This is a genomic window from Lichenicoccus sp. (assembly GCF_965277665.1).
Taxonomy (GTDB): domain Bacteria; phylum Pseudomonadota; class Alphaproteobacteria; order Acetobacterales; family Acetobacteraceae; genus Lichenicoccus.
Genome location: NZ_OZ255835.1, coordinates 3,403,551 through 3,426,812 on the forward strand (window position 1 = coordinate 3,403,551; position 23,262 = coordinate 3,426,812).

27 protein-coding genes and 2 tRNA genes are annotated in these 23,262 nt (G+C 65.4%); 18 read left to right on the forward strand and 11 right to left on the reverse strand.

The window, feature by feature from the left end; genetic code table 11:
• The first annotated feature begins 295 nt into the window (after positions 1-295).
• From ACQY4O_RS15910 to rho, 3 genes are all read left to right on the forward strand, one after another.
• Positions 296-1,225 carry a magnesium transporter CorA family protein gene (locus ACQY4O_RS15910; RefSeq protein WP_428377324.1) on the forward strand — a complete coding sequence of 310 codons (930 nt, stop codon included), beginning with the start codon at positions 296-298 and terminating at the stop codon, positions 1,223-1,225.
• Positions 1,222-1,854 (forward strand): hypothetical protein, encoded by a 633-nt coding sequence (locus tag ACQY4O_RS15915; RefSeq protein ID WP_428377325.1) that lies wholly within the window; start codon positions 1,222-1,224, stop codon positions 1,852-1,854. The genes ACQY4O_RS15910 and ACQY4O_RS15915 overlap by 4 nt, the downstream gene beginning before the upstream one ends.
• Before the next feature lie 222 nt (positions 1,855-2,076).
• On the forward strand, positions 2,077-3,351 hold the full coding sequence (gene rho / locus ACQY4O_RS15920; protein WP_138327013.1) for a transcription termination factor Rho: 1,275 nt from the start codon (positions 2,077-2,079) through the stop codon (positions 3,349-3,351).
• A 69-nt stretch (positions 3,352-3,420) separates the two neighbouring features.
• Here the strand turns inward: rho and ACQY4O_RS15925 are convergent, their stop codons facing one another.
• Positions 3,421-4,395 (reverse strand): quinone oxidoreductase family protein, encoded by a 975-nt coding sequence (locus ACQY4O_RS15925; protein WP_428377326.1) that lies wholly within the window; start codon positions 4,393-4,395, stop codon positions 3,421-3,423.
• Entirely contained in the window at positions 4,395-4,838 is a 444-nt protein-coding gene (locus ACQY4O_RS15930) for a methylated-DNA--[protein]-cysteine S-methyltransferase (RefSeq protein ID WP_428377327.1), read from the reverse strand. The genes ACQY4O_RS15925 and ACQY4O_RS15930 overlap by 1 nt, the downstream gene beginning before the upstream one ends.
• A 117-nt stretch (positions 4,839-4,955) precedes the next feature.
• Here ACQY4O_RS15930 and mnmE point away from each other — a divergent pair, with 117 nt between their 5' ends.
• The 6 genes from mnmE to ACQY4O_RS15960 all read left to right on the forward strand — a co-directional run bounded on the left by mnmE (position 4,956) and on the right by ACQY4O_RS15960 (position 10,731).
• Entirely contained in the window at positions 4,956-6,239 is a 1,284-nt protein-coding gene (gene mnmE, locus ACQY4O_RS15935) for a tRNA uridine-5-carboxymethylaminomethyl(34) synthesis GTPase MnmE (protein WP_428377328.1), read from the forward strand.
• A 9-nt stretch (positions 6,240-6,248) separates the two neighbouring features.
• On the forward strand, positions 6,249-8,156 hold the full coding sequence (mnmG, locus tag ACQY4O_RS15940; RefSeq protein WP_428377329.1) for a tRNA uridine-5-carboxymethylaminomethyl(34) synthesis enzyme MnmG: 1,908 nt from the start codon (positions 6,249-6,251) through the stop codon (positions 8,154-8,156).
• A gap of 14 nt (positions 8,157-8,170) precedes the next feature.
• Positions 8,171-8,770: a 16S rRNA (guanine(527)-N(7))-methyltransferase RsmG gene (gene rsmG, locus ACQY4O_RS15945; RefSeq protein ID WP_428378221.1), complete on the forward strand. Its 600-nt coding sequence runs from the start codon at positions 8,171-8,173 to the stop codon at positions 8,768-8,770.
• A 13-nt stretch (positions 8,771-8,783) separates the two neighbouring features.
• Positions 8,784-9,584, forward strand: a complete 801-nt coding sequence (locus ACQY4O_RS15950; protein ID WP_428378222.1) for a ParA family protein — start codon at positions 8,784-8,786, stop codon at positions 9,582-9,584.
• Positions 9,581-10,477 (forward strand): ParB/RepB/Spo0J family partition protein, encoded by an 897-nt coding sequence (locus tag ACQY4O_RS15955; RefSeq protein ID WP_428377330.1) that lies wholly within the window; start codon positions 9,581-9,583, stop codon positions 10,475-10,477. The genes ACQY4O_RS15950 and ACQY4O_RS15955 overlap by 4 nt, the downstream gene beginning before the upstream one ends.
• A 178-nt stretch (positions 10,478-10,655) precedes the next feature.
• Positions 10,656-10,731: transfer RNA gene (locus tag ACQY4O_RS15960), tRNA-Lys, on the forward strand.
• A 33-nt stretch (positions 10,732-10,764) separates the two neighbouring features.
• Here ACQY4O_RS15960 and ACQY4O_RS15965 read toward each other — a convergent pair.
• From ACQY4O_RS15965 to hemE, 4 genes are all read right to left on the reverse strand, one after another.
• Entirely contained in the window at positions 10,765-11,913 is a 1,149-nt protein-coding gene (locus tag ACQY4O_RS15965; RefSeq protein ID WP_428377331.1) for a glycoside hydrolase family 5 protein, read from the reverse strand.
• A gap of 77 nt (positions 11,914-11,990) precedes the next feature.
• Complete coding sequence (hemJ, locus tag ACQY4O_RS15970; RefSeq protein WP_428377332.1) at positions 11,991-12,440, reverse strand: protoporphyrinogen oxidase HemJ; 450 nt, start codon at positions 12,438-12,440, stop codon at positions 11,991-11,993.
• A complete protein-coding gene (locus tag ACQY4O_RS15975) occupies positions 12,437-12,784 on the reverse strand; it encodes a hypothetical protein (protein ID WP_428377333.1) in 348 nt (115 codons plus the stop codon). The genes hemJ and ACQY4O_RS15975 overlap by 4 nt, the downstream gene beginning before the upstream one ends.
• Positions 12,777-13,832, reverse strand: a complete 1,056-nt coding sequence (hemE, locus tag ACQY4O_RS15980; RefSeq protein ID WP_428377334.1) for a uroporphyrinogen decarboxylase — start codon at positions 13,830-13,832, stop codon at positions 12,777-12,779. The genes ACQY4O_RS15975 and hemE overlap by 8 nt, the downstream gene beginning before the upstream one ends.
• A gap of 207 nt (positions 13,833-14,039) precedes the next feature.
• Here hemE and ACQY4O_RS15985 point away from each other — a divergent pair, with 207 nt between their 5' ends.
• The 4 genes from ACQY4O_RS15985 (at position 14,040) to ACQY4O_RS16000 (ending at position 15,785) form a co-directional block, all read left to right on the forward strand.
• Complete coding sequence (locus ACQY4O_RS15985) at positions 14,040-14,798, forward strand: Maf family protein (protein ID WP_428377335.1); 759 nt, start codon at positions 14,040-14,042, stop codon at positions 14,796-14,798.
• Between the two features lie 80 nt (positions 14,799-14,878).
• A tRNA-Ala gene (locus ACQY4O_RS15990) sits at positions 14,879-14,954 on the forward strand.
• A gap of 173 nt (positions 14,955-15,127) precedes the next feature.
• Positions 15,128-15,439, forward strand: a complete 312-nt coding sequence (locus tag ACQY4O_RS15995; RefSeq protein WP_428377336.1) for a putative quinol monooxygenase — start codon at positions 15,128-15,130, stop codon at positions 15,437-15,439.
• 31 nt (positions 15,440-15,470) lie between these two features.
• Positions 15,471-15,785 (forward strand): hypothetical protein, encoded by a 315-nt coding sequence (locus ACQY4O_RS16000; RefSeq protein WP_428377337.1) that lies wholly within the window; start codon positions 15,471-15,473, stop codon positions 15,783-15,785.
• Here ACQY4O_RS16000 and ACQY4O_RS16005 read toward each other — a convergent pair.
• Positions 15,766-15,990: a hypothetical protein gene (locus tag ACQY4O_RS16005; protein WP_428377338.1), complete on the reverse strand. Its 225-nt coding sequence runs from the start codon at positions 15,988-15,990 to the stop codon at positions 15,766-15,768. The two genes, ACQY4O_RS16000 and ACQY4O_RS16005, sit on opposite strands and share 20 nt — an antisense overlap.
• Here ACQY4O_RS16005 and ACQY4O_RS16010 point away from each other — a divergent pair.
• The 3 genes from ACQY4O_RS16010 to ACQY4O_RS16020 are packed head-to-tail and all read left to right on the forward strand — an operon-like array spanning position 15,964 to position 18,505.
• Positions 15,964-16,599, forward strand: a complete 636-nt coding sequence (locus ACQY4O_RS16010; RefSeq protein ID WP_428377339.1) for a DedA family protein — start codon at positions 15,964-15,966, stop codon at positions 16,597-16,599. The two genes, ACQY4O_RS16005 and ACQY4O_RS16010, sit on opposite strands and share 27 nt — an antisense overlap.
• 14 nt (positions 16,600-16,613) lie before the next feature.
• Positions 16,614-17,396 (forward strand): class I SAM-dependent methyltransferase, encoded by a 783-nt coding sequence (locus ACQY4O_RS16015; RefSeq protein ID WP_428377340.1) that lies wholly within the window; start codon positions 16,614-16,616, stop codon positions 17,394-17,396.
• Between the two features lie 47 nt (positions 17,397-17,443).
• Complete coding sequence (locus ACQY4O_RS16020; RefSeq protein ID WP_428377341.1) at positions 17,444-18,505, forward strand: SDR family oxidoreductase; 1,062 nt, start codon at positions 17,444-17,446, stop codon at positions 18,503-18,505.
• A 44-nt stretch (positions 18,506-18,549) separates the two neighbouring features.
• On the opposite strand, the gene ACQY4O_RS16025 is transcribed toward ACQY4O_RS16020, so the two are convergent.
• Both ACQY4O_RS16025 and ACQY4O_RS16030 read right to left on the reverse strand, forming a co-directional pair.
• Entirely contained in the window at positions 18,550-19,011 is a 462-nt protein-coding gene (locus ACQY4O_RS16025) for a hypothetical protein (protein ID WP_428377342.1), read from the reverse strand.
• A gap of 168 nt (positions 19,012-19,179) precedes the next feature.
• The gene (locus ACQY4O_RS16030; RefSeq protein WP_428377343.1) at positions 19,180-20,127 is read right to left on the reverse strand and encodes an SDR family NAD(P)-dependent oxidoreductase; all 948 of its coding nucleotides are present in this window, start codon (positions 20,125-20,127) and stop codon (positions 19,180-19,182) included.
• Between the two features lie 9 nt (positions 20,128-20,136).
• On the opposite strand from ACQY4O_RS16030, the gene ACQY4O_RS16035 reads away from it, so the two are divergent.
• Together ACQY4O_RS16035 and ACQY4O_RS16040 are read left to right on the forward strand one after the other, a co-directional pair.
• Entirely contained in the window at positions 20,137-20,727 is a 591-nt protein-coding gene (locus ACQY4O_RS16035) for a TetR/AcrR family transcriptional regulator (RefSeq protein ID WP_428377344.1), read from the forward strand.
• Positions 20,728-20,858: 131 nt separating this feature from the next.
• Entirely contained in the window at positions 20,859-21,242 is a 384-nt protein-coding gene (locus ACQY4O_RS16040) for a VOC family protein (RefSeq protein ID WP_428377345.1), read from the forward strand.
• 313 nt (positions 21,243-21,555) lie between these two features.
• Here ACQY4O_RS16040 and ACQY4O_RS16045 read toward each other — a convergent pair whose 3' ends face one another.
• Together ACQY4O_RS16045 and ACQY4O_RS16050 are read right to left on the reverse strand one after the other, a co-directional pair.
• Complete coding sequence (locus ACQY4O_RS16045; protein WP_428377346.1) at positions 21,556-22,497, reverse strand: FAD-binding protein; 942 nt, start codon at positions 22,495-22,497, stop codon at positions 21,556-21,558.
• Positions 22,498-22,499: 2 nt separating this feature from the next.
• Complete coding sequence (locus ACQY4O_RS16050; RefSeq protein WP_428377347.1) at positions 22,500-23,249, reverse strand: electron transfer flavoprotein subunit beta/FixA family protein; 750 nt, start codon at positions 23,247-23,249, stop codon at positions 22,500-22,502.
• Positions 23,250-23,262 lie beyond the last annotated feature (13 nt).

Below are 23,262 nucleotides of genomic sequence, written 5' to 3' on the forward strand. Positions count from 1 at the left end.
CTTCCTAGTGGCCCGATCCTGACGCTCACTACCCGAGCGGCATGTTCAATCGTCCCACCAAACCAAAGGCTAGTGGTAAAACCTGACGACCCTTCCGTCGGATTGTTACCACTAGCGCAGCGCGGCAGGCAGGTCACGTGCCTCGCCCGAACCGGCCGGCACGATCAGGCGATCTTGCGGCTCGGCCGTGATCCCGCCAGATTTCCACGGTCCGCGAGGCGATCGTGCGCCGGGCGTCCATGCTTGCGGAGTGTCCATGTTCCTTGCCCACGCAGCCGGCCGGCCGCCTCTTGCAGTGCAGGACGAGCGCGAGACGGACCTGACCGGCTGGCTCGACCTGATCGAGCCGACGGAGGCTGAGCTGGAGCTTGCGTCGCGTCTGACCGGCTTGCGCCTCCCCCGCCGGGCCGACCTGGAAGAGATCGAGAACTCCAGCCGCATGTCGATGGAGCAGGATACATTCTATCTGTCGATGCCGTTGGTGCGCAGGGTCGACGACAACACCTTCGTGACCCCGATCGGTTTTGTCCTGAGCCCGGATCGGCTCATCACGATCCGCTACACGGATTTCAGCGTCTTCAAGACCGTCGCCAGGCACATTGAGCAGCGGGATGCGAGTTGCGCTGCCGATACCGTCATGGTCATGCTCATCGAGGCCATGATCGACCGCCTCGCCGATCTTCTCGAGCGCATGGGCGCGGAACTGGACCGGCTGTCGCGGCACATTTTCCGTGGCGACCGCAATCGCCACGGCAAAGCCGACAAGAAGCTGCGCAGCCAGCTTCGGCATGTCGGACGCACCGAGGGCCTGGTTTCGGACATCCGGGAGAGCCTGCTGGGCCTGGGCCGGATCGCGCTCTATGTGGTGGAGCATGGCGGAGACGCCCTGCATGCGACGCTACGGACGCGCCTGAACAGCTGCAGCCGGGACATCGACAGCCTCAACGACTATATGAGCGAGGTCAGCAACAAGATCCATTTCCTCCTCGACGCAACGCTCGGCTTCATCAACATCGAGCAGAATAACGGGATCCGGCTGCTGACCGTGGTCAGCATCGTGGGCATCCCCCCGACCTTCATCGCCAGCCTCTACGGAATGAATTTCAAGGTCATGCCGGAGCTGAACTGGACCTATGGCTATTACTACGCGTTGGGACTCATGGCGCTCACCGTGATCGCGCCGATGATCTGGTTCTGGAGACGCGGATGGCTAGGAACCCAATGAGCCCATGGCTGCGGGCCGCCCCCTGCGCCCTCCTCGTCCTCGGCGGCAATGCGACAGCACCATGCCGGTCGCTGGCTGCGGGCGTCGCGCCGGGCCCGGAGGCGACCTCGCAAGACATGGCGAGCGCGCCGCTCCGCTACGGCGGCGACCTCGACGGGCCGCTCCAGGGACGCCTGCTGCTGGCGCTGCAGGCACCGGATGCAAACGGGCGTCTGCAGGGTCACGCGCTGCTCTGGTCGGCGGCCGGTGAGACCGGGACATCCGGTACCGTCGCGGGGCTGATCCGGTCCGGACACGTGCCGGGCGGCGCGGCCTGTACGCTCGACCTGTCGCTTGCTGGCGACCATGCGTCGGGCCAGGTGCTGATCCTCGACGGCCTATGTTCGCCGAGCACGCTCTCCGGTGCAATCAGGACCCACGGACCGAGGCCGGGCTGGCTCGCCCGGCAGATCTTCTGGTGGGACAGCGGAGACACCGGCGGCCGCTACTGGCTCACCAGGACCGGCTCGATCGACTCACGTGGGATCGCTTCGCGATGCCACGTGACGGACAAGGCTGCTCTCTCAAACGACAAGATGAATTTGATCGATCGGATCAGGCTGCTAGGCCCTGTAGAGGAAGAATGTTGACGGCGACGGGCGGGCGGCCGTAGAGTCAGACCGTTCTGGATGTGGTCAAACCTTCCGGAGCTCCCTCCCCTCGGGAACGCGTCGGACATCATGAGCGCGGGAGTTTCTCCCGTCGCAGACCGGCTTGCGCTCGGTTCAGGTCAGGAAATCCCCGACCCGTTCCCCCTCCTTGAGCGTAATCGTTCCACTTCTCCTCTCGACCTGCCATTCGAGGCATCACGAATGCATCTCGCCGAACTCAAGGCCAAAACACCGTCCGATCTGCTGTCTTATGCGGAATCGCTGCAGATCGAGAACGCATCCTCCCTGCGCAAGCAGGACATGATGTTTGCCATCCTCAAGAACCTCGCCGAGAACGACCAGGCGATCCATGGCGAGGGCACGCTCGAAATCCTTTCCGACGGGTTCGGCTTCCTGCGGTCCCCGGAAGCCAACTACCTGCCCGGGCCGGACGATATCTATGTCAGTCCGAGCCAGGTGCGTCGCTTCGGCCTTCGGACCGGCGACACCGTCGAGGGCCAGATCCGCGCACCGCGGGATGGCGAGCGCTATTTCGCACTGCTCAAGGTCAACACCATCAATTTCGAGGCGCCCGAGGCGGTCCGCCACCGGATCAATTTCGACAACCTGACACCGCTCTACCCCGATCGCCGTCTCAAGATGGAGTTCGACAACGCGCCGATCCCGGTGAAGGGCCAGACCAAGGACTTCACCTCGCGCGTCATCGACCTGGTGTCGCCGATCGGCATGGGCCAGCGCGCGCTCATCGTGGCACCTCCCCGGACCGGCAAGACGGTCATGCTGCAGAGCATTGCCACCGCGATCTCGCACAACCATCCGGAAGCCTTCCTGATCGTGCTGCTGATCGACGAGCGGCCGGAAGAGGTGACCGACATGGCGCGTTCGGTGAAGGGCGAGGTGGTGTCCTCGACCTTCGACGAGCCTGCGACCCGCCACGTCCAGGTGACCGAGATGGTGCTGGAGAAGGCCAAGCGCCTGGTCGAGCACAAGCGTGATGTGGTGATCCTGCTGGATTCGATCACCCGCCTGGCGCGAGCCTACAACACGGTCGTGCCGTCCTCTGGCAAGGTGCTGACCGGCGGCGTGGATGCCAATGCGCTGCAGCGGCCGAAGCGCTTCTTCGGCGCGGCGCGCAACATCGAGGAAGGCGGGTCGCTGACCATCATCGCCACCGCCCTGATCGACACCGGCAGCCGCATGGACGAGGTCATCTTCGAGGAGTTCAAGGGCACCGGCAATTCGGAGCTCATCCTCGACCGCAAGCTCTCCGACAAGCGGACCTTCCCAGCAATCGACATCACCAAGAGCGGCACCCGCAAGGAAGAACTCCTCGTCGACAAGGCGTCGTTGTCCAAGATGTGGGTGCTGCGTCGCATCCTGTCGCCGATGGGCACCATGGACGCGATGGACTTCCTGCTGGACAAGCTGAAATACAGCAAGACCAATCAGGACTTCTTCGACGCCATGAACACCTGAGAGCCTGTGTGCAAACAGGCTCTCAAGGAGTTCTGCGCAGGGTTCCCAAGCCGGACCTTGCGGCACTGGTCAGTCGGGAATGAGGACCGTGCTGCCGGTCGTCGTGCGTGACTCCATCGCCCGGTGGGCCTGCCCTGCGTCTTGCAGCGGGAATTGCCGGCCCACCGTGATCCTGATGGTGCCGCTGCCGACGATGTCGAACAATTCGAGAGCCGCCTGTTCCAGGACCTCCCGCTTGGAGATGAAGCTCATCAGGGTCGGACGAGTGATGTAGAGACTGCCGCGCACCGCCAGCTGGCTCAGGCTGACGCCCGTCACCTCGCCGGACGCGTTGCCGAAGCTGACCATCAGGCCGCGCGGCGCCAGGCAGTCCAGGCTGGACACGAAGCTCTCCTTGCCGACGCTGTCATAGACCACCGGCACCATGGCGCCGTCGGTGATACGCTTCACCTGTGCCGGCAGATCGGCGAGCCCGATGATGGTTTCCCAGGCTCCATGCTGTCGCGCCAGTTCTGCTTTCTCCGGCGTGGAGACAACGCCGATGACCTTGGCGCCGATATGTCGCGCCCACTGGCACATCAGCAGCCCGATTCCTCCCGCGGCGGCGTGAACAAGGATGGTGTCCCCGGCTTGCAGCGGCCGAACCTGGCGCAGCAGGGCCTGCACGGTCAGGCCGCGCAACATCATTCCTGCCGCGGTCGAGAAGTCGATCGCGTCCGGCAGACGGACAAGACGGTCGACCGGCACGACGCGACGCCTTGCATACCCACCGAAGCTCGAGGCATAGGCGACGCGATCACCCGGAGCCAGAGTGGTGACATCGGAGCCGATCGCCTCGACGACGCCGGCGCCCTCCATGCCGAGGACGGCCGGAAACCCGGGGACCTTGTAGAGGCCGGTGCGATAATAGATGTCGATGAAGTTGAGACCGACGGCATGCTGCCGGATCAGCGCCTCGCCAGCAGCAGGTTCAGGCGTTGGCACATCCTCCCACTGCAGGACCTGCGGGCCGCCATACTCGTGGATGCGGATCGCCTTGGACATCAATCATTCCTTTCGAGGTCGAGCAGGAAGCGCTTGGTGGTGGCGCCTCCCTCGGCAGCGGAGGATCCAAGCCGCCCGGTCTCGACAAGCCGGTGGCTCGGTATCAGGATTGGCAGCGGGTTGCGCGTGCGGGCCATGCCGACGGTCCGGAAGTCCGCGCCAAGGCGCTTGCCCAGCTCGCTGCAGGTGCATGTGGCGCCGAACGGAATCCTGGCGATCGCCGCCCATACGGACTTCTGGAACCGGCTGCCTTGCGGCGCGAGCGGCAGGTCAAAGCAGCGCAACTGCTGATCGAAGTATGACTGCACCTGATCCCGCGCACGGCGCAGCAGGAGTGTCTGCTGCTGGTCTCCGCCCCATCCCCAGTCGAGGGAGACCAATCCCTCGTCTTCCTCGGACAAGGTCAGGCTCCCCAATGGCCCGTGCAGAGACAATTGCGGCACAGCATGGCTCCGGCAAGCACCCGGAGCTCACTATAGAGCACATCGAGCGATGCGACGCCCTGTCGGCGCCGACCTCGCGCCGCACATGAACACAAAGCAGCACCCCGGAGAGCCGTCATGACGAGCGAGCGCACCATCTTTGCACTCGCGACCGGTACCGGTCGGGCCGCCATCGCCATCATGCGCATCACCGGGCCGGAGTGCGGCTCGATCCTCGACCGTCTGTGCCAGGGTCGGCGTCCGCCTGCGCGGCAAGCGGCCCTGCGCGATCTGCATGCCAGCGAACTGCTCGACCGTGCGCTCGTCCTCTGGTTTCCCGGCCCTCGAAGCTATACCGGCGAGGATTGCGCGGAGTTGCATCTGCACGCCGGCCCAGCCGTGGTTGACGCGGTTGCCGACGCCCTGGTGGGGCTCGGTGCCATTCCTGCGGAGCCTGGCGAATTCACCCGGCGCGCCTGCGCCCGTGGCCGTCTCGACCTTCTGCAAGCCGAGGGCATCGCGGATCTCGTTGAGGCCGAGACCCAGGCGCAGCGACGACAGGCTCTGCAGCAGAGCGGCGGGACATTGAGCGCGCTGTATGGCGAGTGGGGAACGCGGCTCCGCCGGCTGCTGGCACAGCAGGAGGCACTGATCGACTTTCCCGACGAGGACCTGCCTGCGGAGGTCGAGGTTGGCCTGCGCCATGACATAGCGGCCTTGAAGCTCGAGATGCAGGCCCATCTCCAGGACGGCGAGGCCGGCGAGCGGCTGCGGTCGGGACTGGTATTTGCCATCGTCGGCCCACCGAATGTCGGAAAGTCGAGCCTGCTCAATTGCCTGGCACAGCGAGACGCCGCCATCGTCTCGGCCGCCGCCGGAACCACACGCGATGCGCTCGAGATCCGCTGCGTGTTCGGCGATGTTCCGGTGACGCTGGTGGACACTGCGGGCCTGCGGGCGACCAACGATCTCGTCGAAGCCGAGGGGGTGCGTCGGGCCCGACGGCACGCGACGCAGGCGGATCTTGTCCTTCATGTTGTCGAAGCCGGACACGGCCGTCCCGATCCCGATGATCGAACGCTGTTGATCTGCAACAAGATCGATCAGAGGCCGGCCGCGGAGGGTTTTCTGGGGGTGAGCGCCCTGACCGGGACGGGCGTGCCGGCGCTCAGGGATGTCCTCGCCGGTGCGGCTCGTCGCCTGACCAGCAGGAGTGCCGGCGTGCCGCCGACCCGCGCAAGGCATCGCGCCGCGATCGTGGAAGCCGCGTCGCACCTGGTCTGTGCAGCGGCCGCGGCCTGGCCGGAGCTGCGCGGCGAGGAACTCAGGTTGGCCATGCGTGCGCTGGGACGGCTGACCGGCGCGGTGCATGTCGAGGATCTGCTAGACAGCATTTTTAGCCAGTTCTGCATCGGCAAGTAAGGCGAGCACGTGGGCGCTGCATCGACCGGGAAGTTCGACGTGATTGTCGTGGGCGGCGGTCATGCCGGCTGCGAGGCGGCGGCCGCGGCGGCGCGTATGGGAGCCCGCACCCTGTTGCTCACGCACAGGCTGGACACCATCGGGGCGATGTCCTGCAACCCGGCCATCGGCGGGATCGGCAAGGGTCACCTGGTGCGCGAGGTGGACGCGCTGGACGGGCTGATGGGCCGGGCTGCGGATGCGGCCGGGATCCACTTCAAGCTGTTGAACCGCTCGAAAGGTCCCGCTGTGCAGGGCCCTCGCGCGCAGGCTGACCGGTCGCTGTATCGCAGTGCGATCCAGATGCTGCTGGCCGAGACCGACGGCCTAATGATCGAGCCGGGTGCGGTCGACGATTTGCGGTTCGATGCGCAAGGTCGCCTGTGCGGCGTGTTGTGCGCGGATGCCCGGGAGTTCGATGCCTCGGCGGTCGTGCTGACCGCGGGGACCTTTCTGCGTGGCGTTGTGCATTTCGGTCTCTCGGCCAGCCCGGCGGGTCGTATCGGAGAGGCACCAGCCGCCCGGCTTGGCGCGCGCCTCCAGAGCCTGGCGCTGCCGATGGGGCGGCTGAAAACCGGCACGCCGCCGAGACTGGCCCGCGACAGCATCGACTGGGCCTCGCTTGCCGAGGATGTCGGCGATGCCGAGCCCGAGCCGTTCAGCCCGCTGACCCCCGCGATCACCAACCGGCAGGTGTCCTGTGGTGTCACCGCCACCAATGCGGCAACGCATGCGGTCATCGTCGAGAACCTGCAGTTGTCGGCGGTCTATGGCGGGGCGCTCGCCGGCCGCGGGCCGCGCTATTGTCCCTCGATCGAAGACAAGGTGGTCCGGTTCAAGAACCGTGGCAGTCACCAAATCTTTCTCGAGCCCGAAGCATTGCCCGGCAATCCGGGCTCCGATCTGGTCTATCCGAACGGCATTTCGACCAGCCTGCCGTTGGCCATCCAGCGGCGCTTCGTCGCCACGATCCCTGGCCTCGAGCAGGCTCGCATCGTCCAGGCCGGCTATGCGGTGGAGTACGACTATGTCGATCCCCGGGCGCTGCTGCCGAGCTTGGAGCTCAAGACGATCAAGGGCGTCTTCCTGGCCGGGCAGATCAACGGAACCACCGGTTATGAGGAGGCTGCAGCGCAAGGCATCGTTGCGGGGATCAATGCGGCACGACGCGCCGACGGCACCGACGGGATCACGATCGATCGCGGCGCCGGCTATATCGGTGTCATGATCGACGACCTGACAACGCAGGGCGTGAGCGAACCCTATCGCATGTTCACGTCGCGCGCCGAGTACAGGCTGTCCTTGCGCGCCGACAATGCGGATCTGCGGCTGACCCGGCTGGGTATGCAGCTGGGGTGCGTCGGCGGTCCGCGCGGCACCAGCTTTTCACGAATAGAACGCGCAATTGCCGAGGCGGTGCAACGCGCTTCTGCTGAGAGCTACGACACCCGCACGCTGCGCAGGGCAGGATTTGCAGCGCCTGGCGACGGGCGCCAGAAGAGTTTGGCTGCAATGCTCTCAGGCGCTCCGATTGCCGACGAGCAGTTGCAAAAGCTCGCCCCCTGGTTCGTTGATCTGCCTGGCCGCGTTCGGCGCCACGTCGAGACGCAAGCGCGCTACAGCGGGTATCTCGGCCGCCAGTCGAGGGAGATCCGGCAGCTCGCCACGGAGACGGCAATGACGTTGCCGCTCGACCTCGATTACGACCGCATCGGCGGCCTCAGCTCCGAGATGCGAGAGCGGCTGGCCGCCGCCCGGCCGGCGAGCTTCAGTGCGGCCCAGCGCGTCCCGGGCGTGACGCCTTCGGCTCTGGTGGCACTTCTGGGGTATCTGCAACAGGCAGGCCGGACAGCGCCGCCTGTGGATAGTTTCACGTGAAACACCAGCGGGATATGCTGAAAGAGGACGTGTCAGAAGCGGTGATCGCACGCCTGACGGTCTTTGCGGACCTGCTGACGCGCTGGAACAGCCGGATCAATCTCGTGGCCCCCAGCGACCTCGACCAGCTCTGGGACCGGCATATTGCCGATTGCGTCCAGCTTTTTGGCCTGATCGCCAGACATGAGGCGGTTACCGATCTCGGGAGCGGAGCTGGTTTTCCCGGCCTGATTATGGCGATCTGTGGCTGCGACGGCGTGACCCTGGTGGAGGCCGACGGCCGCAAGTGCAGCTTCCTGCGGGAAGCCGCCCGTGCAAGCGGCGTTCACGTCACCATCGTCAACAGCCGGATCGAGGATGCCAGACTTCCGGCCGCCGACGTGGTGACAGCGCGCGCGCTCGCACCACTGCCACGGTTGTTGGATTGGGCGCAGCCACTGCTCACAGGGGGCGGCAGATGCCTGTTCCTGAAGGGCCGTAAGGCCGAGGAGGAATTGACCGCGGTAAGATCGCGGTGGCACATGATGGTCGCACGGACCCAGAGTCGGACTGATCCGGATGGCGTGATCCTGAGCCTGAGCCAGATCAGGCGCGTGGCGCCCATGAACTGCTAGCGGCGAGGCCCCCATTCCCCACATCATCGCGATCGCCAACCAGAAGGGCGGCGTCGGCAAGACCACCACGGCGATCAACCTCGCCACCTCCCTCGCCGGAACCGGCCTGCGCATCCTCCTGATCGACCTCGACCCACAAGGCAATGCTTCGACCGGGCTGGGCCTGGAATATGGCGCCCGCAGAACCGGCAGCTACGCGGTGCTGGCCGATCATCAACCGCTCGCTGGCCTGGTGCGCGAGACCATCGTGGAGCGGCTTTCCCTCTTGCCCGCCGACACCGAGCTTGCAGGTGCGGAAATCGAGCTCGTGAGCTACGACCGGCGGGAATTCCTGCTGCGCGAGGCTTTGTCGGCAGATCGGTCCGAGGAACTCCCCTACGACTTCATCCTGATCGACTGCCCGCCAAGCCTCGGGCTGCTGACGCTCAATGCCCTGGTCGCGGCGGATGGTGTGCTGGTGCCGCTGCAATGCGAATTCTTCGCTCTTGAAGGGGTGAGCCATCTGGTTCGGACCATCGAACGGGTTCGCCGGGCCTTCAACCCGCAACTTTATCTGCAGGGGCTGGTACTGACCATGTTCGACCGGCGCAATAACCTCTCGGAACTGGTGGCAGAGGATGCTCGCGGCTTTTTCGGTGCGCAGGTGTTCGAAACGCTGATCCCGCGCAACATCCGCATTTCCGAAGCACAGAGCCACGGCAAGCCGGCGTCGGTGTATGACTCCAAGTCCGCCGGATCGCTGGCCTACGCCAAACTCGCGGACGAGCTTGTTGACCGGCTTCGATCGGATGCCGGTCGGAGCGTCTCCCGGTGAGCCGCAGGAAGGAGCCGCCACCATCGCGTCTGGGGCGTGGTCTGGCGGCACTCCTGGGCGACACGCCGCCCACCCTGTCTCCCAGTCCCGCAGCCGAATCCTCCATACAGCGCCTGCCGGTTGAGGCACTCGAAGCAGGGCCGTTCCAGCCGAGGCAGGCCATGGAGCCGGGGGCTCTCGCGGAGCTGGCGGCGTCCATCCGATCACGCGGCATCCTGCAGCCGATCCTGGCACGTCCCGACCCGGCACGCCCTGGTATCTTCCAGATCATCGCCGGGGAGCGGCGGTGGCGGGCGGCGCAACTCGCCGGACTGCATGAAGTGCCGGTGCATATCCGATCCCTGGATGACGGCGATGCCATGGCAGCCGCCCTGGTCGAGAACCTGCAACGCCAGGACCTGAATCCCATCGAGGAAGCGGACGGTCTGCAGCGGCTCATCGGCGAGTTCGGGCTGTCGCATGACGAGCTGGCCGGTGCGATCGGAAAATCGCGGAGTCACGTCGCCAACACCGTGCGACTGCTGCAATTGCCGCAGACCGTCCGGCGGGAAGTCGAAAACGGAGCGCTGAGTGCAGGCCATGCCCGGGCGCTCCTCGGCCACCCCGACCCCGCAAAAGCAGCTCTGAAGGTCATTGCGCAACGTTTGACCGTCCGGCAGACCGAGGCTCTGGCGCATGAGCAGCATACGGCGTCCCGGCTCATGCCGGATCGGCGGCCACGGCCGGACGACGCCGCGCGCAAGGATCCGGAGATCGCGGCGCTGGAACGGAGCCTGCGGGAGAAGCTCGGGTTGCGTGTCCAGATCACCTTCGACGGCAAGGGCGGCAACCTCAGGATCCTCTATGACAACCTGGATCAGCTCGACGGCGTGCTTGCCCTGCTGAACCAGTAGCGCGGGACCATGATCGCTTGATCATGCCGCACTCCGACAGTCGCATCGGCGGCCGGCACCGATCCGCTCTGCGATCTCGCGTCGACAGCGTGCTTTAGTCTCTTGCGCCCGGCGCAGTCCTGTCCTACTTCCCCTGCCACCGGAGCGAAGCTGGTTGCGCGCTTTCGGTCGCGATCGTGGGCGCATAGCTCAGTTGGTAGAGCAGCTGACTCTTAATCAGCGGGTCGTAGGTTCGAACCCTACTGCGCCCACCACGATCCGATCGGTATGTATCGCAGAGCCCGGGGTCAGCGTCCTGGCAGCTTCAAATCGAACGCCCTGAGGACCGCAGGCGAGAGCTGTGACGCCGAGCGGAAGGCGTGCGCGTCGATGCCGAACCCCATCTGATCGTCCAGGGCCCAGATCGACCAGGGCAGATTCAAATGATCTGCGGACATACGCATGGCCTGCAGATACCGCATCCGGCTGCCCGGATTGATCATGCCCATCGCACCGAGCTCGGTCATTGCGACCGAAACCCCGTGTGCATGTCCCCAGTCGGTGGCCCGACGAAGATTATGCTCCAGCGAGCCCTGATCAGAGTGCAGGGAGCACCAGTATTGCGCAACCTGCTGGGTATGGCTGTCGTGGATAGGCGCGATGGCGCGCTTGCAGACCGGGTCATCATTGGCCGGAAACGGCAGATAATCTGCAAGCTCCGTCTTGTTTGTCGCGGGATCCCAGAAGCCGAGAAGCGTGAACAAGGCTGGGTCATACGTGTGGAAGCTGTAGATGACGTTCCGGTCCGATACCGGCTGCACCTTCAGCAGACCGTCGATACTGCTCCATTCGTCGCCGGTGAGAATCACGGTGGCAGTGGGCAACGACCTGCGAACGACTGCCAGAAGCTGGGCCTGCAGCGCGTCCCACTGCGGCGACTCCTTCACAGACGGTTCATTGACCAGTTCCGGAAATGTCATCGCTGCGGGAAAACGGCGGAGGGCTGGTGCCAGATCGTGCCAGAAACCGAACAGCTTGTCTCGCGCGCCAGCATTGCTGGTCAGATCCCAGTTCTGCATCAATTCCGGGTGTGGCTCCACCATCGCCGCAAGACCTGCACGCTCGATGCGGGCGATCGCGTCAAGAAGCGCCTGCAGCTTCTGCGGATCAATCCGGTTGCCCTGCATGACTTCCTCTGGACCCACCGCTAGCCGGACATAGGTGAAGCCGCTGCGCTGCAAGGAAACAAGCGAGGCCTCGTCGAGATACGACCGCATGGCTGAGGCCGCATTGCTTGGCGGGAAGCGGAACCAGTGCGAAATGTTTATGCCTCGCGCCAGCATGGCGATCCGTGCCGACGGCGCGTCCGCCATGACCGAACCGGTCAGCAGACAGCCGAGCGCAAAAGCCACGGAGACGACGCCGGCCCACCCCCTGAGGAACGTCGATAGCCTCATGAGTGGGCGCCTTTCACAGTTTGCGGGCATCATGCTTTCTGAAACGTCCAAGGCGGGATACGGAACTTCGTCACTGGTCAGAACGGTTGCACGATCGCCATAATGACAATCACCAGCATCAGCACGGTCGGAACTTCATTTGCGACCCGAAAATATCTCTCGGACCTGGTGTTGCGGTCCAGCGCGAAATCACGGCGCCAGCGCGCGCAGGCCCCATGGAAGCCTGCCATCAATAATGCACTCCCCAGCTTCACCCACCACCAACCGGCGTGCCAGTCGACCGCTCCGGGGGTGAGCACCAGCAGCAAGCCGAACAAGAAAGACGCCACCATGGCGGGGTTCATGATCTGACGGAGCAGACGTCGTTCCATCGTTTTGAAGAGTTCACTCTGCGCCGATCCGGCCGCCGCCTGACAATGATAGACAAATAGCCTCGGCAGGTAGAACAGCCCGGCCATCCAGGCGATCACCGCCATCACATGCAGCGACTTCTCCCAAAGCAGATAAGGTCCGAGGGCCGCGATCACGAGACGTGGGTTCCGTGTGGCGCGTGCATCAACAAGGGAGCCAGTTCATCGAGGTGCCTGATCCTGTGGACGATCTGGCCAGGAGCATCGGACAAAGCCGGCACCACGAGGTCGCCATCAGGACGCAGCACGATGCAGGCCATCCCGGCGGCTCTCGCTGCGATCATGCCAAGCGCCTTGCCGGCGAAGCGTTGCCGCATCGCTACGTCAGTGAGGCTGTACCCACAGGCGCGTATCTCCGCGGCGCCCAGCCGGTTTGCAGGCGGCTCGCTGTCGATCAGCACCCCGTCGCCATCGAAGATCACCAGCCGCAACGGGGCCCGTGTCAGGCGCCGGTCAAGCATGCCTGACGGCCTCGACGAGTGCTGCGACATGCTCCGGCGGAGTCTGCGGCAACACGCCGTGGCCGAGATTGAACACGTGCGGACGGCCGCGCACCACGGTGCGGATCGCCTCGATGGCGTCGGCGAGGGAGCGGCCGCCGGCCAGCAGCGCAAGCGGGTCGAGATTGCCTTGGGTCGTGATGCCGGTGGGCAGCAGGGTGGACGCCACCTCCAGATCGACCCCGGTATCCAGTCCAACGGCCTGCACGCCGGTCAGCGTGGCATAGCGCCCGACCGAGACACCGCCGAGACGAGGAAAGCCGATGACCGGGATCTCAGGATAGCTGGCATGGACGGCCTGCACGATCGCCCGGGCCGGAGCGATCACATGACGGGCGAACTCTCCGGGTGGCAGCAAGCCGGCCCAGCTGTCAAACAGCATCACCGCTTCGGCGCCGGCTTCGATCTGGGCGCAGAGCATGTCCGCCGTCGAGTGGATGAGCAGCGCCATCAACCGCTCGAACAAGACCGGCTCCGAGTAGGCCATCAGACGCGTGTGTGCGAACTCGCGCGAGCCGCCGCCATCGACCATGTAGCAGGCCACCGTGAACGGGGCGCCGGCGAAACCGATGAGGGTTGTTCCGCCGCCGGGCGCCACTCCCACTCCGGCCGGAGCATCGAGGGCCGCGCGTAGTCGCCGCAGAGCTTCCATGACCGGCGCGGTGCGCTCGACGACGCGTCGGGGATCCAGCCGGGCCAGGTCCGCTCTGCTGCGGATTGGCTCGAGCACCGGGCCGGTGCCATCGACGAAGTGCAGGCTCTGACCCATGGCCCACGGCAGGATCAGGATATCGCTGAACAGGATGGCCCCATCCATCCCGAAACGGCGGATCGGCTGCAAGGTCAGTTCGGTCGCGATATCAGGGGTCATGCAGCGGGTGATGAAGTCCGCCTGTGCCCGCATGGCGCGGAACTCGGGCAGATACCGGCCGGCTTGGCGCATCAGCCAGACCGGCGGCGGCCAGACGGCCTCCCCGCCCAGCGCACGCAGCAATCGCTTCGTGGTCATCGTCCGTCACTCGTCCCCAGCAGCCTGTCTCTCCTCTAACCAGGAAAGAAGAAGAAAGAAATGGAGTGGTAGGTGTAGGTCCCTGTGGAAGACGGGGTACCCGCGTTTCGCAAAACGTACCCCGACTTCTCCACAGGATGTACAGACCGCGGCGGCTTCTGGAGTCAGACGGGTTGAGGATTATCCAGAAGTTGCCGACAGGCCGCTGTGTACAACCCCCCGTACCAAGCCGGAAGCGTCCCATCAACACGACTCGGTACAACCGGGGCATCACTGCTTTTCATCCCCAAGTACCCCGATATGCTGGACTGCATGTTCAACCCCGATTCTTTGCCAGTACTTGCGCTGTCGCATGGATTGCAGACCCACGGATCCCGCCTGGTGCTGGCAAGCGGATCGCTGGCCCGTGCCGCGCTGCTGCGCAGCGCCGGCATTGTCATGGATGTGCTTCCCTCGTCAGTCGATGAAGCCGCAATCAAGCACGAGGCCCGGTCGGCGCATCGCACGCCGGAAGCGACGGCGCTGCTGCTTGCCGTCGCCAAGGCGCGTCAGGTGGCCGCATCGCACTCCGACACGCTGGTCATCGGCGCCGACCAGGTGCTGGTCAGCGAGCAGCGCTGGTTCGATAAGCCGGCGGACATGGGACAGGCACGATCGCACCTGCTGGCGCTGCGCGGCAGGAGACACGTCCTGCATACGGCCGCGTGCGTGCAGTGCAACGACAGGCTGATCTGGTCGCACGTCGCGCGACCCGCTTTGACAATGCGCGACTTCTCGGATGCCACTCTTGACGCCTACCTCGACCTGGAAGGTGACAGGCTGCTGGCCAGCGTGGGCGCCTACCGGGTGGAGGGTCCCGGTATCCATCTTTTCGATCGCATCGAAGGCGAGCATGCCGCAATACTGGGTTTGCCGATGCTTGCGCTGCTCGCTTGGCTGCGCGAGCAGGGCGTGCTGCTCGCGTGATCAGACTTGCCTCCCGGCGTCGCCCGGACTATATCGCCGCGACCCAAGCGTCTTCCCGAAGGAAGGTTGACCGGAATACCGGGGCCATAGCTCAGTTGGGAGAGCGCCTGAATGGCATTCAGGAGGTCGGCGGTTCGAACCCGCCTGGCTCCACCACCTTCATGACGCAAACGGCTGCGCAGGCTGCCCGACACGGTAGCACCACAGTTCGCGACGGGGCCGAATCGATCCAGTAGTTCCGAGCGGTCGCCAGCCTGCGCTCGATCAGGGGCGCCCTACGACTGGGCCAGGTCTGCTGTCGCAGAGACGTATTCCCCGGAGATCACGAGATGACCAGCATAACCACGCCGTTCACTGTCATTGCAGAACTGGAGGTGGCTCCGGAGCTCAAGGCCGAGTTCCTCGAGATCTGCCGCATGGACGGCGCAGGGTCCGTGACGAACGAGCCCGGCTGCCGCCAGTTCGATACGCTGACCTCCGAAGAGACGCCGAACGCCGTCATTCTGTACGAGGTCTATGACGATCGGGCCGCCTTCGACCACCATCTCACCACGCCGCACTACAAGGTGTTTGCCGCCGCCGTCGAGAAGCTGGGCGTGCAGACGCGGCTGGTACGCTTCCTCGCCCGCGCCCACCCCTGACACGCCGGTGGCAAGGAAGCGCAAAGCGGCTGTGGCCGAGGTCACCACGCGGCCCACGCCCTGGCTCGATGTCCTCGTCGTCTGCCGCAAATGCAGCCGCAAGCTGAAAGGCGGCTTTGGCGACAAAGGCCGCGACGACCTGCGCCGCGCGCTGCGGGACGGATTGCGTGCCATCGGTCGTCGCCGCCAGACCCGGATCATCGAGACCGGGTGCTTCGGGATCTGTCCGAAGGGCGGCGTGGTGGCTCTGCGCGGCTCCGAGCCGCAGCGCATCCTGATCGTACCCGAGGGACAGTCGACCAAGGCGATGCTCGCGGCTTTCGGCTTCACGGTTCAGCCGGAGTGAAGCCGAACACTTCGCCGTAGAACGCAAGCTCCAGGTGCAGCAGCCGACGCGGCGCCTCAGCGTCGTGATGCATCATCACCGGCCTTCTCCTGCGCATGCGGTTCGGCTTGACATGGCCTCCCCGAGGCGGTTCCTGCAACAGCGCGACGGGTTGGCTGTCGTTCGTCGGGCGGGAACGATGTTTCTTCTCCACCATCTCGACCACCTGCTGCAGCATTACGGCTATGGCGTGATCGGGCTGATCGTCATGCTGGAAAGCATGGGCGCGCCGCTTCCCGGCGAAAGCCTGATCATCGGCACCGCGATCTACTGCGCGACGACCCACCGGCTGGATATCGTCTGGGTGGTGATCACTGCCATCGCCGGCGCCATCATGGGCGATAATTTCGGCTACCTGATCGGCCACTCCCTCGGCTTCCGGGCGCTGGCCCGTTACGGCAGGCATATCGGCCTCAACGACCGGCGCCTGAAGCTCGGCCGCTACCTGTTTCGCATGCATGGCGGCAAGGTGGTGTTCTTCGGCCGCTTCATCGCCATCCTGCGCACCTTTGCCGCTCTGCTCGCCGGCGCCAACCGCATGCCCTGGCACAGCTTCCTGCTCTGGAACGCGCTCGGCGGCATCGGCTGGGCCAGCGGCTACGGGTTCGCGGCCTACTTCCTTGGCCGCCAGGTGCTGCGCATCTCGGGACCGCTTGGCATCGCCGTCGGGATCGTCGCGGCCATCGTCGTGGTCGCGGCGCTGGTGTTCCTCAAGCGCAACGAGGCCCGGCTGACGCACGATGCCGAGCGGGCGGCCAACGCCCAGGAAGCATGAATGCAGGACGCCTGATGCGGACAACGCCGGACCGGCGACCCCTGTCGGGCGTCGCACTGCGCGAGGCGAATCGTCGCTTCTACGACACGCTCTGGTCCGACGCCCGGCTGGTGGCACCGGAGCGCTTTAATTCCTGGCCTTTAGTTGCGGACCTGGCGGCTCGCGCGACGCGCCGGCTCGAGATCGCCCCCGGCCTGCGGCCACGGCTGCCGATCGCCGGCACCAGCTTCGTCGATCTCAGCCTGCCGCCGCTGCGACACTTGCGCGCCGCCGGTGGCCATGTCGCCTGCGGCCTCGTCACCGACCTGCCGATGGCCACCGGCGCATTCGACCTGATCTGCGCGCTCGACATCGTCGAGCATGTGGATGACGACGCGGCTGCCTTCGCCGAACTGTCGCGAGTCGCGGCGCCGGGTGCGGCCCTGCTGCTGTCGGTGCCGCTGCATCCCGAGGCCTGGACGCCGTTCGACGACATGGTCGGCCATCATCGGCGCTACGAACCGGTCCGGCTGTTGCAGCAACTCGCTGGCGCGCGGCTCGAGGTCCGGCAGAGTGCGATCTTCGGAATGCAGCCGCGCAATCCGCGGCTGGTCGGCTTCGGCATGCGTTATCTCGAACGCCACCGATCGCGCGCGATGTGGTGGTACAACCGCATCTTCATGCCGCTTGGGCTGTGCCTTGCGAAACCTCTGCATCTGGTCGACGGACTTGTCGAGCTCCCCGGCGTCGATACGGTGCTGCTGGTCTGCCGCAGGATGGACCGGGATGGCGAAAGCGCGCCGGCCATCTCGACGTAGAGCCGGCCCGGCCCCATCTGCCGACGGAACCCACGGAGACAAGCCGAATGCCGCATACTGCCCTCGTAGTCGGAGCCAGCGGCATCGTTGGCGCAACGCTCGCCCGGCATATCGCAGACCAGGGTTGGGTTGTGCACGGCCTCGCACGCCGCCCACGCACCGACATCGACGGTGTCATTCCGCTCGCCGCCGACCTGCTGCAGCCCGGGGCGCTGCATTCCGCCGTGGCACATGTCAGGCCGACGCACGTGTTCTTCAGTACCTGGATGCGCCAGGCCACCGAAGCGGAGAACTGCGCCGTCAACGGCGCCCTGGTCCGCAACCTCCTCGGGGCCCTCGCCGATGTTCCGTTGCAGCACGTGGCCCTGGTGACCGGGCTCAAGCACTATCTCGGGCCGTTCGAGTCCTACGGGCAGGGCGCACTGCCGCCGACGCCGTTCCGCGAGGAGCAGGGGCGGTTGCCTGTCCTGAACTTCTACTACGTGCAGGAGGACGCGGTCTTCGAGGCTGCCGACAAGCGCGGCTTCGGCTGGAGCGTGCACCGGCCGCACACCATCATCGGCTATGCGCTCGGCAATGCGATGAACATGGGCGTGACGCTGGCGGTCTATGCGAGCCTGTGCCGCGAACTCGGCCGGCCGTTCCTGTTTCCGGGCTCTGCGGCGCAATGGAACGGCCTGACCGACATGACCGATGCGCGCCTGCTGGCTCGTCACCTCGAATGGGCTTCGACGTGTGCCGCCGGACGCAACCAGGACTTCAACGTGGTCAACGGCGACATCTTCCGCTGGAACTGGATGTGGCAGCGTCTCGCCGAGTATTTCGGCGTCGAGCCGGCGCCGTATCCGGACCAGCCGGCGCCGCTCGAAACCCAGATGCAGCACGATGCCGAAGCCTGGTCGCAAATCGCCGCCCGGCGCGGCCTGGTCGAGCCTGTACTCGACCGGCTGGTGTCGCCTTGGCACACGGACGCCGATCTCGGGCGCCCATTCGAGGTTGTCACCGACATGAGCAAGAGCCGCCGACTGGGCTTTCTCGACTACCAGCCGACGCTCGACTCGTTCTTCGATTTGTTCACCACCTTGAAGGCCAACCGCGTCATTCCCTGATCCCCCAGGCCTTGATGCAGGGGGCCTTGATGCAGGGGGACAGGTCAGTTCCGGCTTGATCTTTCGCCGGGCGAGGCATGGATGCAGATCTGTCCGTGCCCGCCCTGCAGGATCGGTGTCTCGAAGCCGGCCTGCAGCAGCTCCCTGGTCGCGCTGCCGATGAAGTCGCGCTCGCCGCCCGGCACCGCAATCACGATTCGGCCATGCTGGTCGAGCGCCCACGCCGCCTGTCTGACCACACGCCCAAGGGTGACCAGCGTCACATGCGGCGCCAGGACGAGGTCCGCCATACGGGCGTCGCAACTCGCATCCGGCAGTCGCGCCTCGGCGTTGCGGCATTCGGTATGCATCAACGCGCAGAGTGTCTCGGACGCAGCCGCGCCGAGTACGAGAACGCGGAGGCCGTCCAGGTCGGAACTCTCCCCGAGCAGTGCGGTCGCCGTCGACCGGGAGTCCAGAATCGCGCGCGCATAGCGAAGTCGACGATCGCGAAGTGTCTCGCCCATGTATCTCTCTCCATCGCGGCGTATCGTATCGCCGGTGCAGAAAGAGTTAGATCCCGGGCCATAAAAGATCGATGCGGATCTACGGCCCGCGCATAAAGCCGGCCTAACAGGCTGCGGAGAAGCCACCAGCGCTTGGCGACGCTGCGGGCGCACGCCGCAGGAGGCCTGCTACTGCTGGCGCCCGTTCGCGGTCTCCGGGCCCTTCATTAGGCCAAGCTGCCTGCCGATCAATCGGTCCACGACGCGGCGAGGCAGCGTCGTGGGCAGGATCCAGTTCAGCAACTTGCCCGGAACCGGCGCGTAGCGTGCTCGGGGTTTGGCGGTCGTGAGCGCCGTCCTTACGACCTCGCCGATGCGCTCAGGCGCCAGCACTTTGCGTCCATCCTTTATCATGTAGTCGGTGAACGCGCGGAAAGGCCGTTCCCAAATCGTTCCGGCGAGATGGGCGGATGGCACTGCTTCCGACTTGTCCCAGATCGGTGTTGCGACAGAACCGGGTCCGATGATGACCACATCGATGCCGACCAGTTGCAGTTCCCGGCGGAGGCTGTCGGAGAAGCCCTCCACGCCATGCTTGGCAGCGGCGTAGGCGCCCAGGAAGGGTGGCCCGATCCTGCCGCCGACCGAGCTCATGTTGACGATCCGCCCCTTGGGTCCTGTAAGGGCCGGGTCTGCGCCGAGCAGCGGTGCGAAAGCCCGCGTGACGGCAAACATCCCGACCAGGTTGACCTCGATCTGCTTGCGGAAGTTGGCAACGGTCTGGACAAGCAGAGGGTCGGATAAGGCGATGCCTGCGTTGTTCACCAGTCCGTCCAGGGTTCGGCCGGCCAATCGTGCCCGGACCGCGACCGATGCCGCGATGACGGCGGCATCGTCCGCAACGTCGAAAACGAGCGGGACGAACGCCTCGCCAAGCTCAGCCTGGAGCGCCTGAGCGTCCACATCCTTCCGTACGCTGCCGAAAACCCGCCAGCCGCTTTTGACCATCAGCAAGGCGATGCTCTTGCCGATGCCGCTGGAGACACCTGTTACAACGACAGTCTGCATACCCAAGATCCTCTTGTTGACAGCGTCAACCTGGGCGGTGCGGTTGACGTTGTCAACCTGAACGGTCAAGTTTCCCGCATGGTCGAAAACACCAAGCTGCGCCTTGTCGCGGTAGCGTCCGACTTGCTGGACGCCGGCGGGCAGGGCGCGGTCACGTTGCGGGCGGTTGCCGACATGGTGGGCGTGTCGCATAACGCGCCGTACCGGCACTTCCGCGACCGCAGCGCCCTGCTGGCTGCAGTTGCGGAGCGGGACTTCGACGGGCTGAGACAAGCGTTCCAGGCAGAAGCCGGCAATCTGCAGGATGTCGGCCCGTCACTCGGGGGGGCAGCGAGGGTGCTGATCGCTTATGCGCGGGAACACCCGGCCCGGTACCGCCTGCTGTTCAGCGACCCGGATTTGCCATCGGCAGGCGGCGCCATGGAGATCGCAGCAGTGGGTGCGTTCCAGGCCTTTGGCGCCATTGTCCAGCGGTGCCAGGCGGGCGGAAGCCTCCGACCGATTGAAACGACAAGGCTGACCGGGCTGATCTACGCCACGCTGCACGGCGCGATTGACCTCGAGCTCGGCGGCCGCGCCAGGGAAGCAAAAGGGTTGGGCAGTATCGAAGCGACCGTGGACCTGTTGCTCGACCTGCTTGCACAGGTCAAGCAGATCGTGAATATCTGACAAATCCCGGTTTAACGCATGCCTACCGCCGAGTCCGGGGAACGAAGCTGCTCCGTGGCTATAGCAAATATAGCCTGACTGCGGCGGTATAAGCCCATCCCAAAGCTCGGATCGTGATTGGGGAGACATAGATGGACGACCGCAATTCCGCAGCAGACGTCATCGCAATGCGACCGTTCGTGCCCGCCAAAGACTTTAATATCAGCCTGCAATTCTATACAGATCTGGGTTTCATTACCTTTCGGCTTGGAGACGGGATGGCGTCTATGCACCTCGGCCCCTTCGCCTTCTTGCTTCAGTCTTATGATCGGGACGGCTTTGCCGAGCATTTCATGATGCACTTGCTTGTCAAAGACGTAGAGGCTTGGTGGGCACGCATTGCTGCTCTTGATCTTGCTGCCCGTTATGGCGTCGGCCCGCCGGCCGCGCCGACGCTCCAGCCATGGGGTCTCGTCGTTGCCTATGTGTGGGACCCGACAGGCGTGCTTTGGCACATCGCCGAGGAGCGCCGCTGATTCAAGTGGCGGGGGTATGGTTCGGGGCGAGCCTGGCGTTGTATGCCGTCGGCAACCTGAATCGAACACTCGGGTACGCTTTTACCGGACCCCTAGCGGGCTGCGAAGAAGCAAGCGCAAGGGCTCCGCCCTTGACCCGCTGGGGCCCCGTCTTGGAGCAGTGGGGGCCCTAGACCCCGCTCCTCTAAAAGAAGGGATTTCAAGGCCTCGCCTTGATGGGCTTGAGCCGCGAAGCGGATCGAAGGGGGCAAAGCCCCTGGCCTGCTTTCGTTTCGTAGTGAATGCATAGTTCGCGGGTTTTTCCGCAGCGCGCTCAGGCGGTCTTGGCGAGCTCCGCCTGCAACTCGGGAAGTGCCGCGAACAGGTCGGCGACCAGCCCGTAATCGGCAACCTGGAAGATCGGCGCCTCGGCATCCTTGTTGATGGCGACGATGACCTTGCTGTCCTTCATGCCGGCGAGATGCTGGATCGCGCCCGAGATGCCGATGGCGACATACAGTTCCGGCGCCACGATCTTGCCGGTCTGGCCGACCTGGTAGTCGTTCGGCACGTACCCGGCATCGACCGCCGCGCGCGACGCGCCGATCGCGGCCCCCAGGGCATCCGCGATCGGCTCGATCAGCTTGAAGTTCTCGCCGTTCTGCATGCCGCGGCCGCCGGAGATCACCACCCGCGCCGAGGCCAGTTCCGGACGCTCGGATTTCGACAGTTCGGTCGAGACGAAACGCGAGATCGAAGCCGGCACCTCGCCTGCTTGCACATCCTCGATCGCTGCCCTGCCACCCTCGGCGGCAGCGGCATCGAAATTGGCGGCGCGCACGGTGATCAGCTTCTTCGCGTCCGCGGAGCGCACAGTTGCGAGCGCGTTGCCGGCATAGATCGGCCGCACGAAGGTCTCGGCGTCCATCACGGCGACGATCTCGCTGATCGGCTGCACATCGAGCAGGCCGGCCGCGCGCGGGATCACGTTCTTGCCGGATGCGGTGGCGGCGGCCAGCACATGATCGTAGCCGGGTGCAAGCCGCACCAGCAGGGCCGCCAGCGGCTCCGCCAGCGCGCGGTCGTAGATTTCGGCATCGGCGCGCAGCACGCGGCCGACCCCGGCGATCTTCGATGCCGCCTCGGCAACACCGCCGATCCCGGTGCCGGTCACCAGCACGTGCACATCGCCCAGCGCCGCGGCGGCGGTGACGGCGGAACGCGAGGCCGGCGTGATGTGGCCGTCCACATGGTCGAGCAGGACGAGAGCGGTCATGGTCAGATTACCTTTGCCTCGGTTCGCAGCTTTGCCACCAGTTCGGCGACCGAGCCTACCTTGACACCGGCCTGGCGCACCGGTGGTTCGGCCACCTTCAGCGTGGTCAGACGGGGTGCCACATCGACGCCGAGATCGCCCGGCGACACCGTCTCCAGCGGCTTCTTGCGTGCCTTCATGATGTTCGGCAGCGAGGCGTAGCGCGGCTCGTTCAGCCGCAGGTCGGCGGTGACGATCGCTGGCAGCGTCAGGGCCACGGTCTCCAGTCCGCCATCCACCTCGCGCGTGACCGTGGCGGTGCCGTCCGACAGCTCGACCCGGCTTGCGAAGGTGCCCTGCGACCAGCCGAGCAGCCCGGCCAGCATCTGCCCGGTCGCGTTCATGTCGTCGTCGATGGCCTGCTTGCCCATGATCACCAGGCCGGGCTGCTCACGCTCGACCAGCGCACGCAGCAGCTTGGCCACCGCTAGCGGCTCCGGGCTCGCCTCGGTGAGCACCAGGATCGCGCGGTCGGCGCCCATCGCCAGCGCCGTACGCAGCGTCTCCTGGCATTGCTGCACGCCGATCGAGATCGCCACGATCTCGGTCGCGATGCCCTTCTCCCTGAGGCGCACCGCTTCCTCGACAGCGATCTCGTCGAACGGGTTCATCGACATCTTGACGCCCGCGGTCTCGACGCCGGAGCCGTCGGCCTTCACCCGCACCTTCACGTTGTAGTCGACGACGCGCTTGACGGGGACGAGGAGTTTCATGAGCTCGTTATCG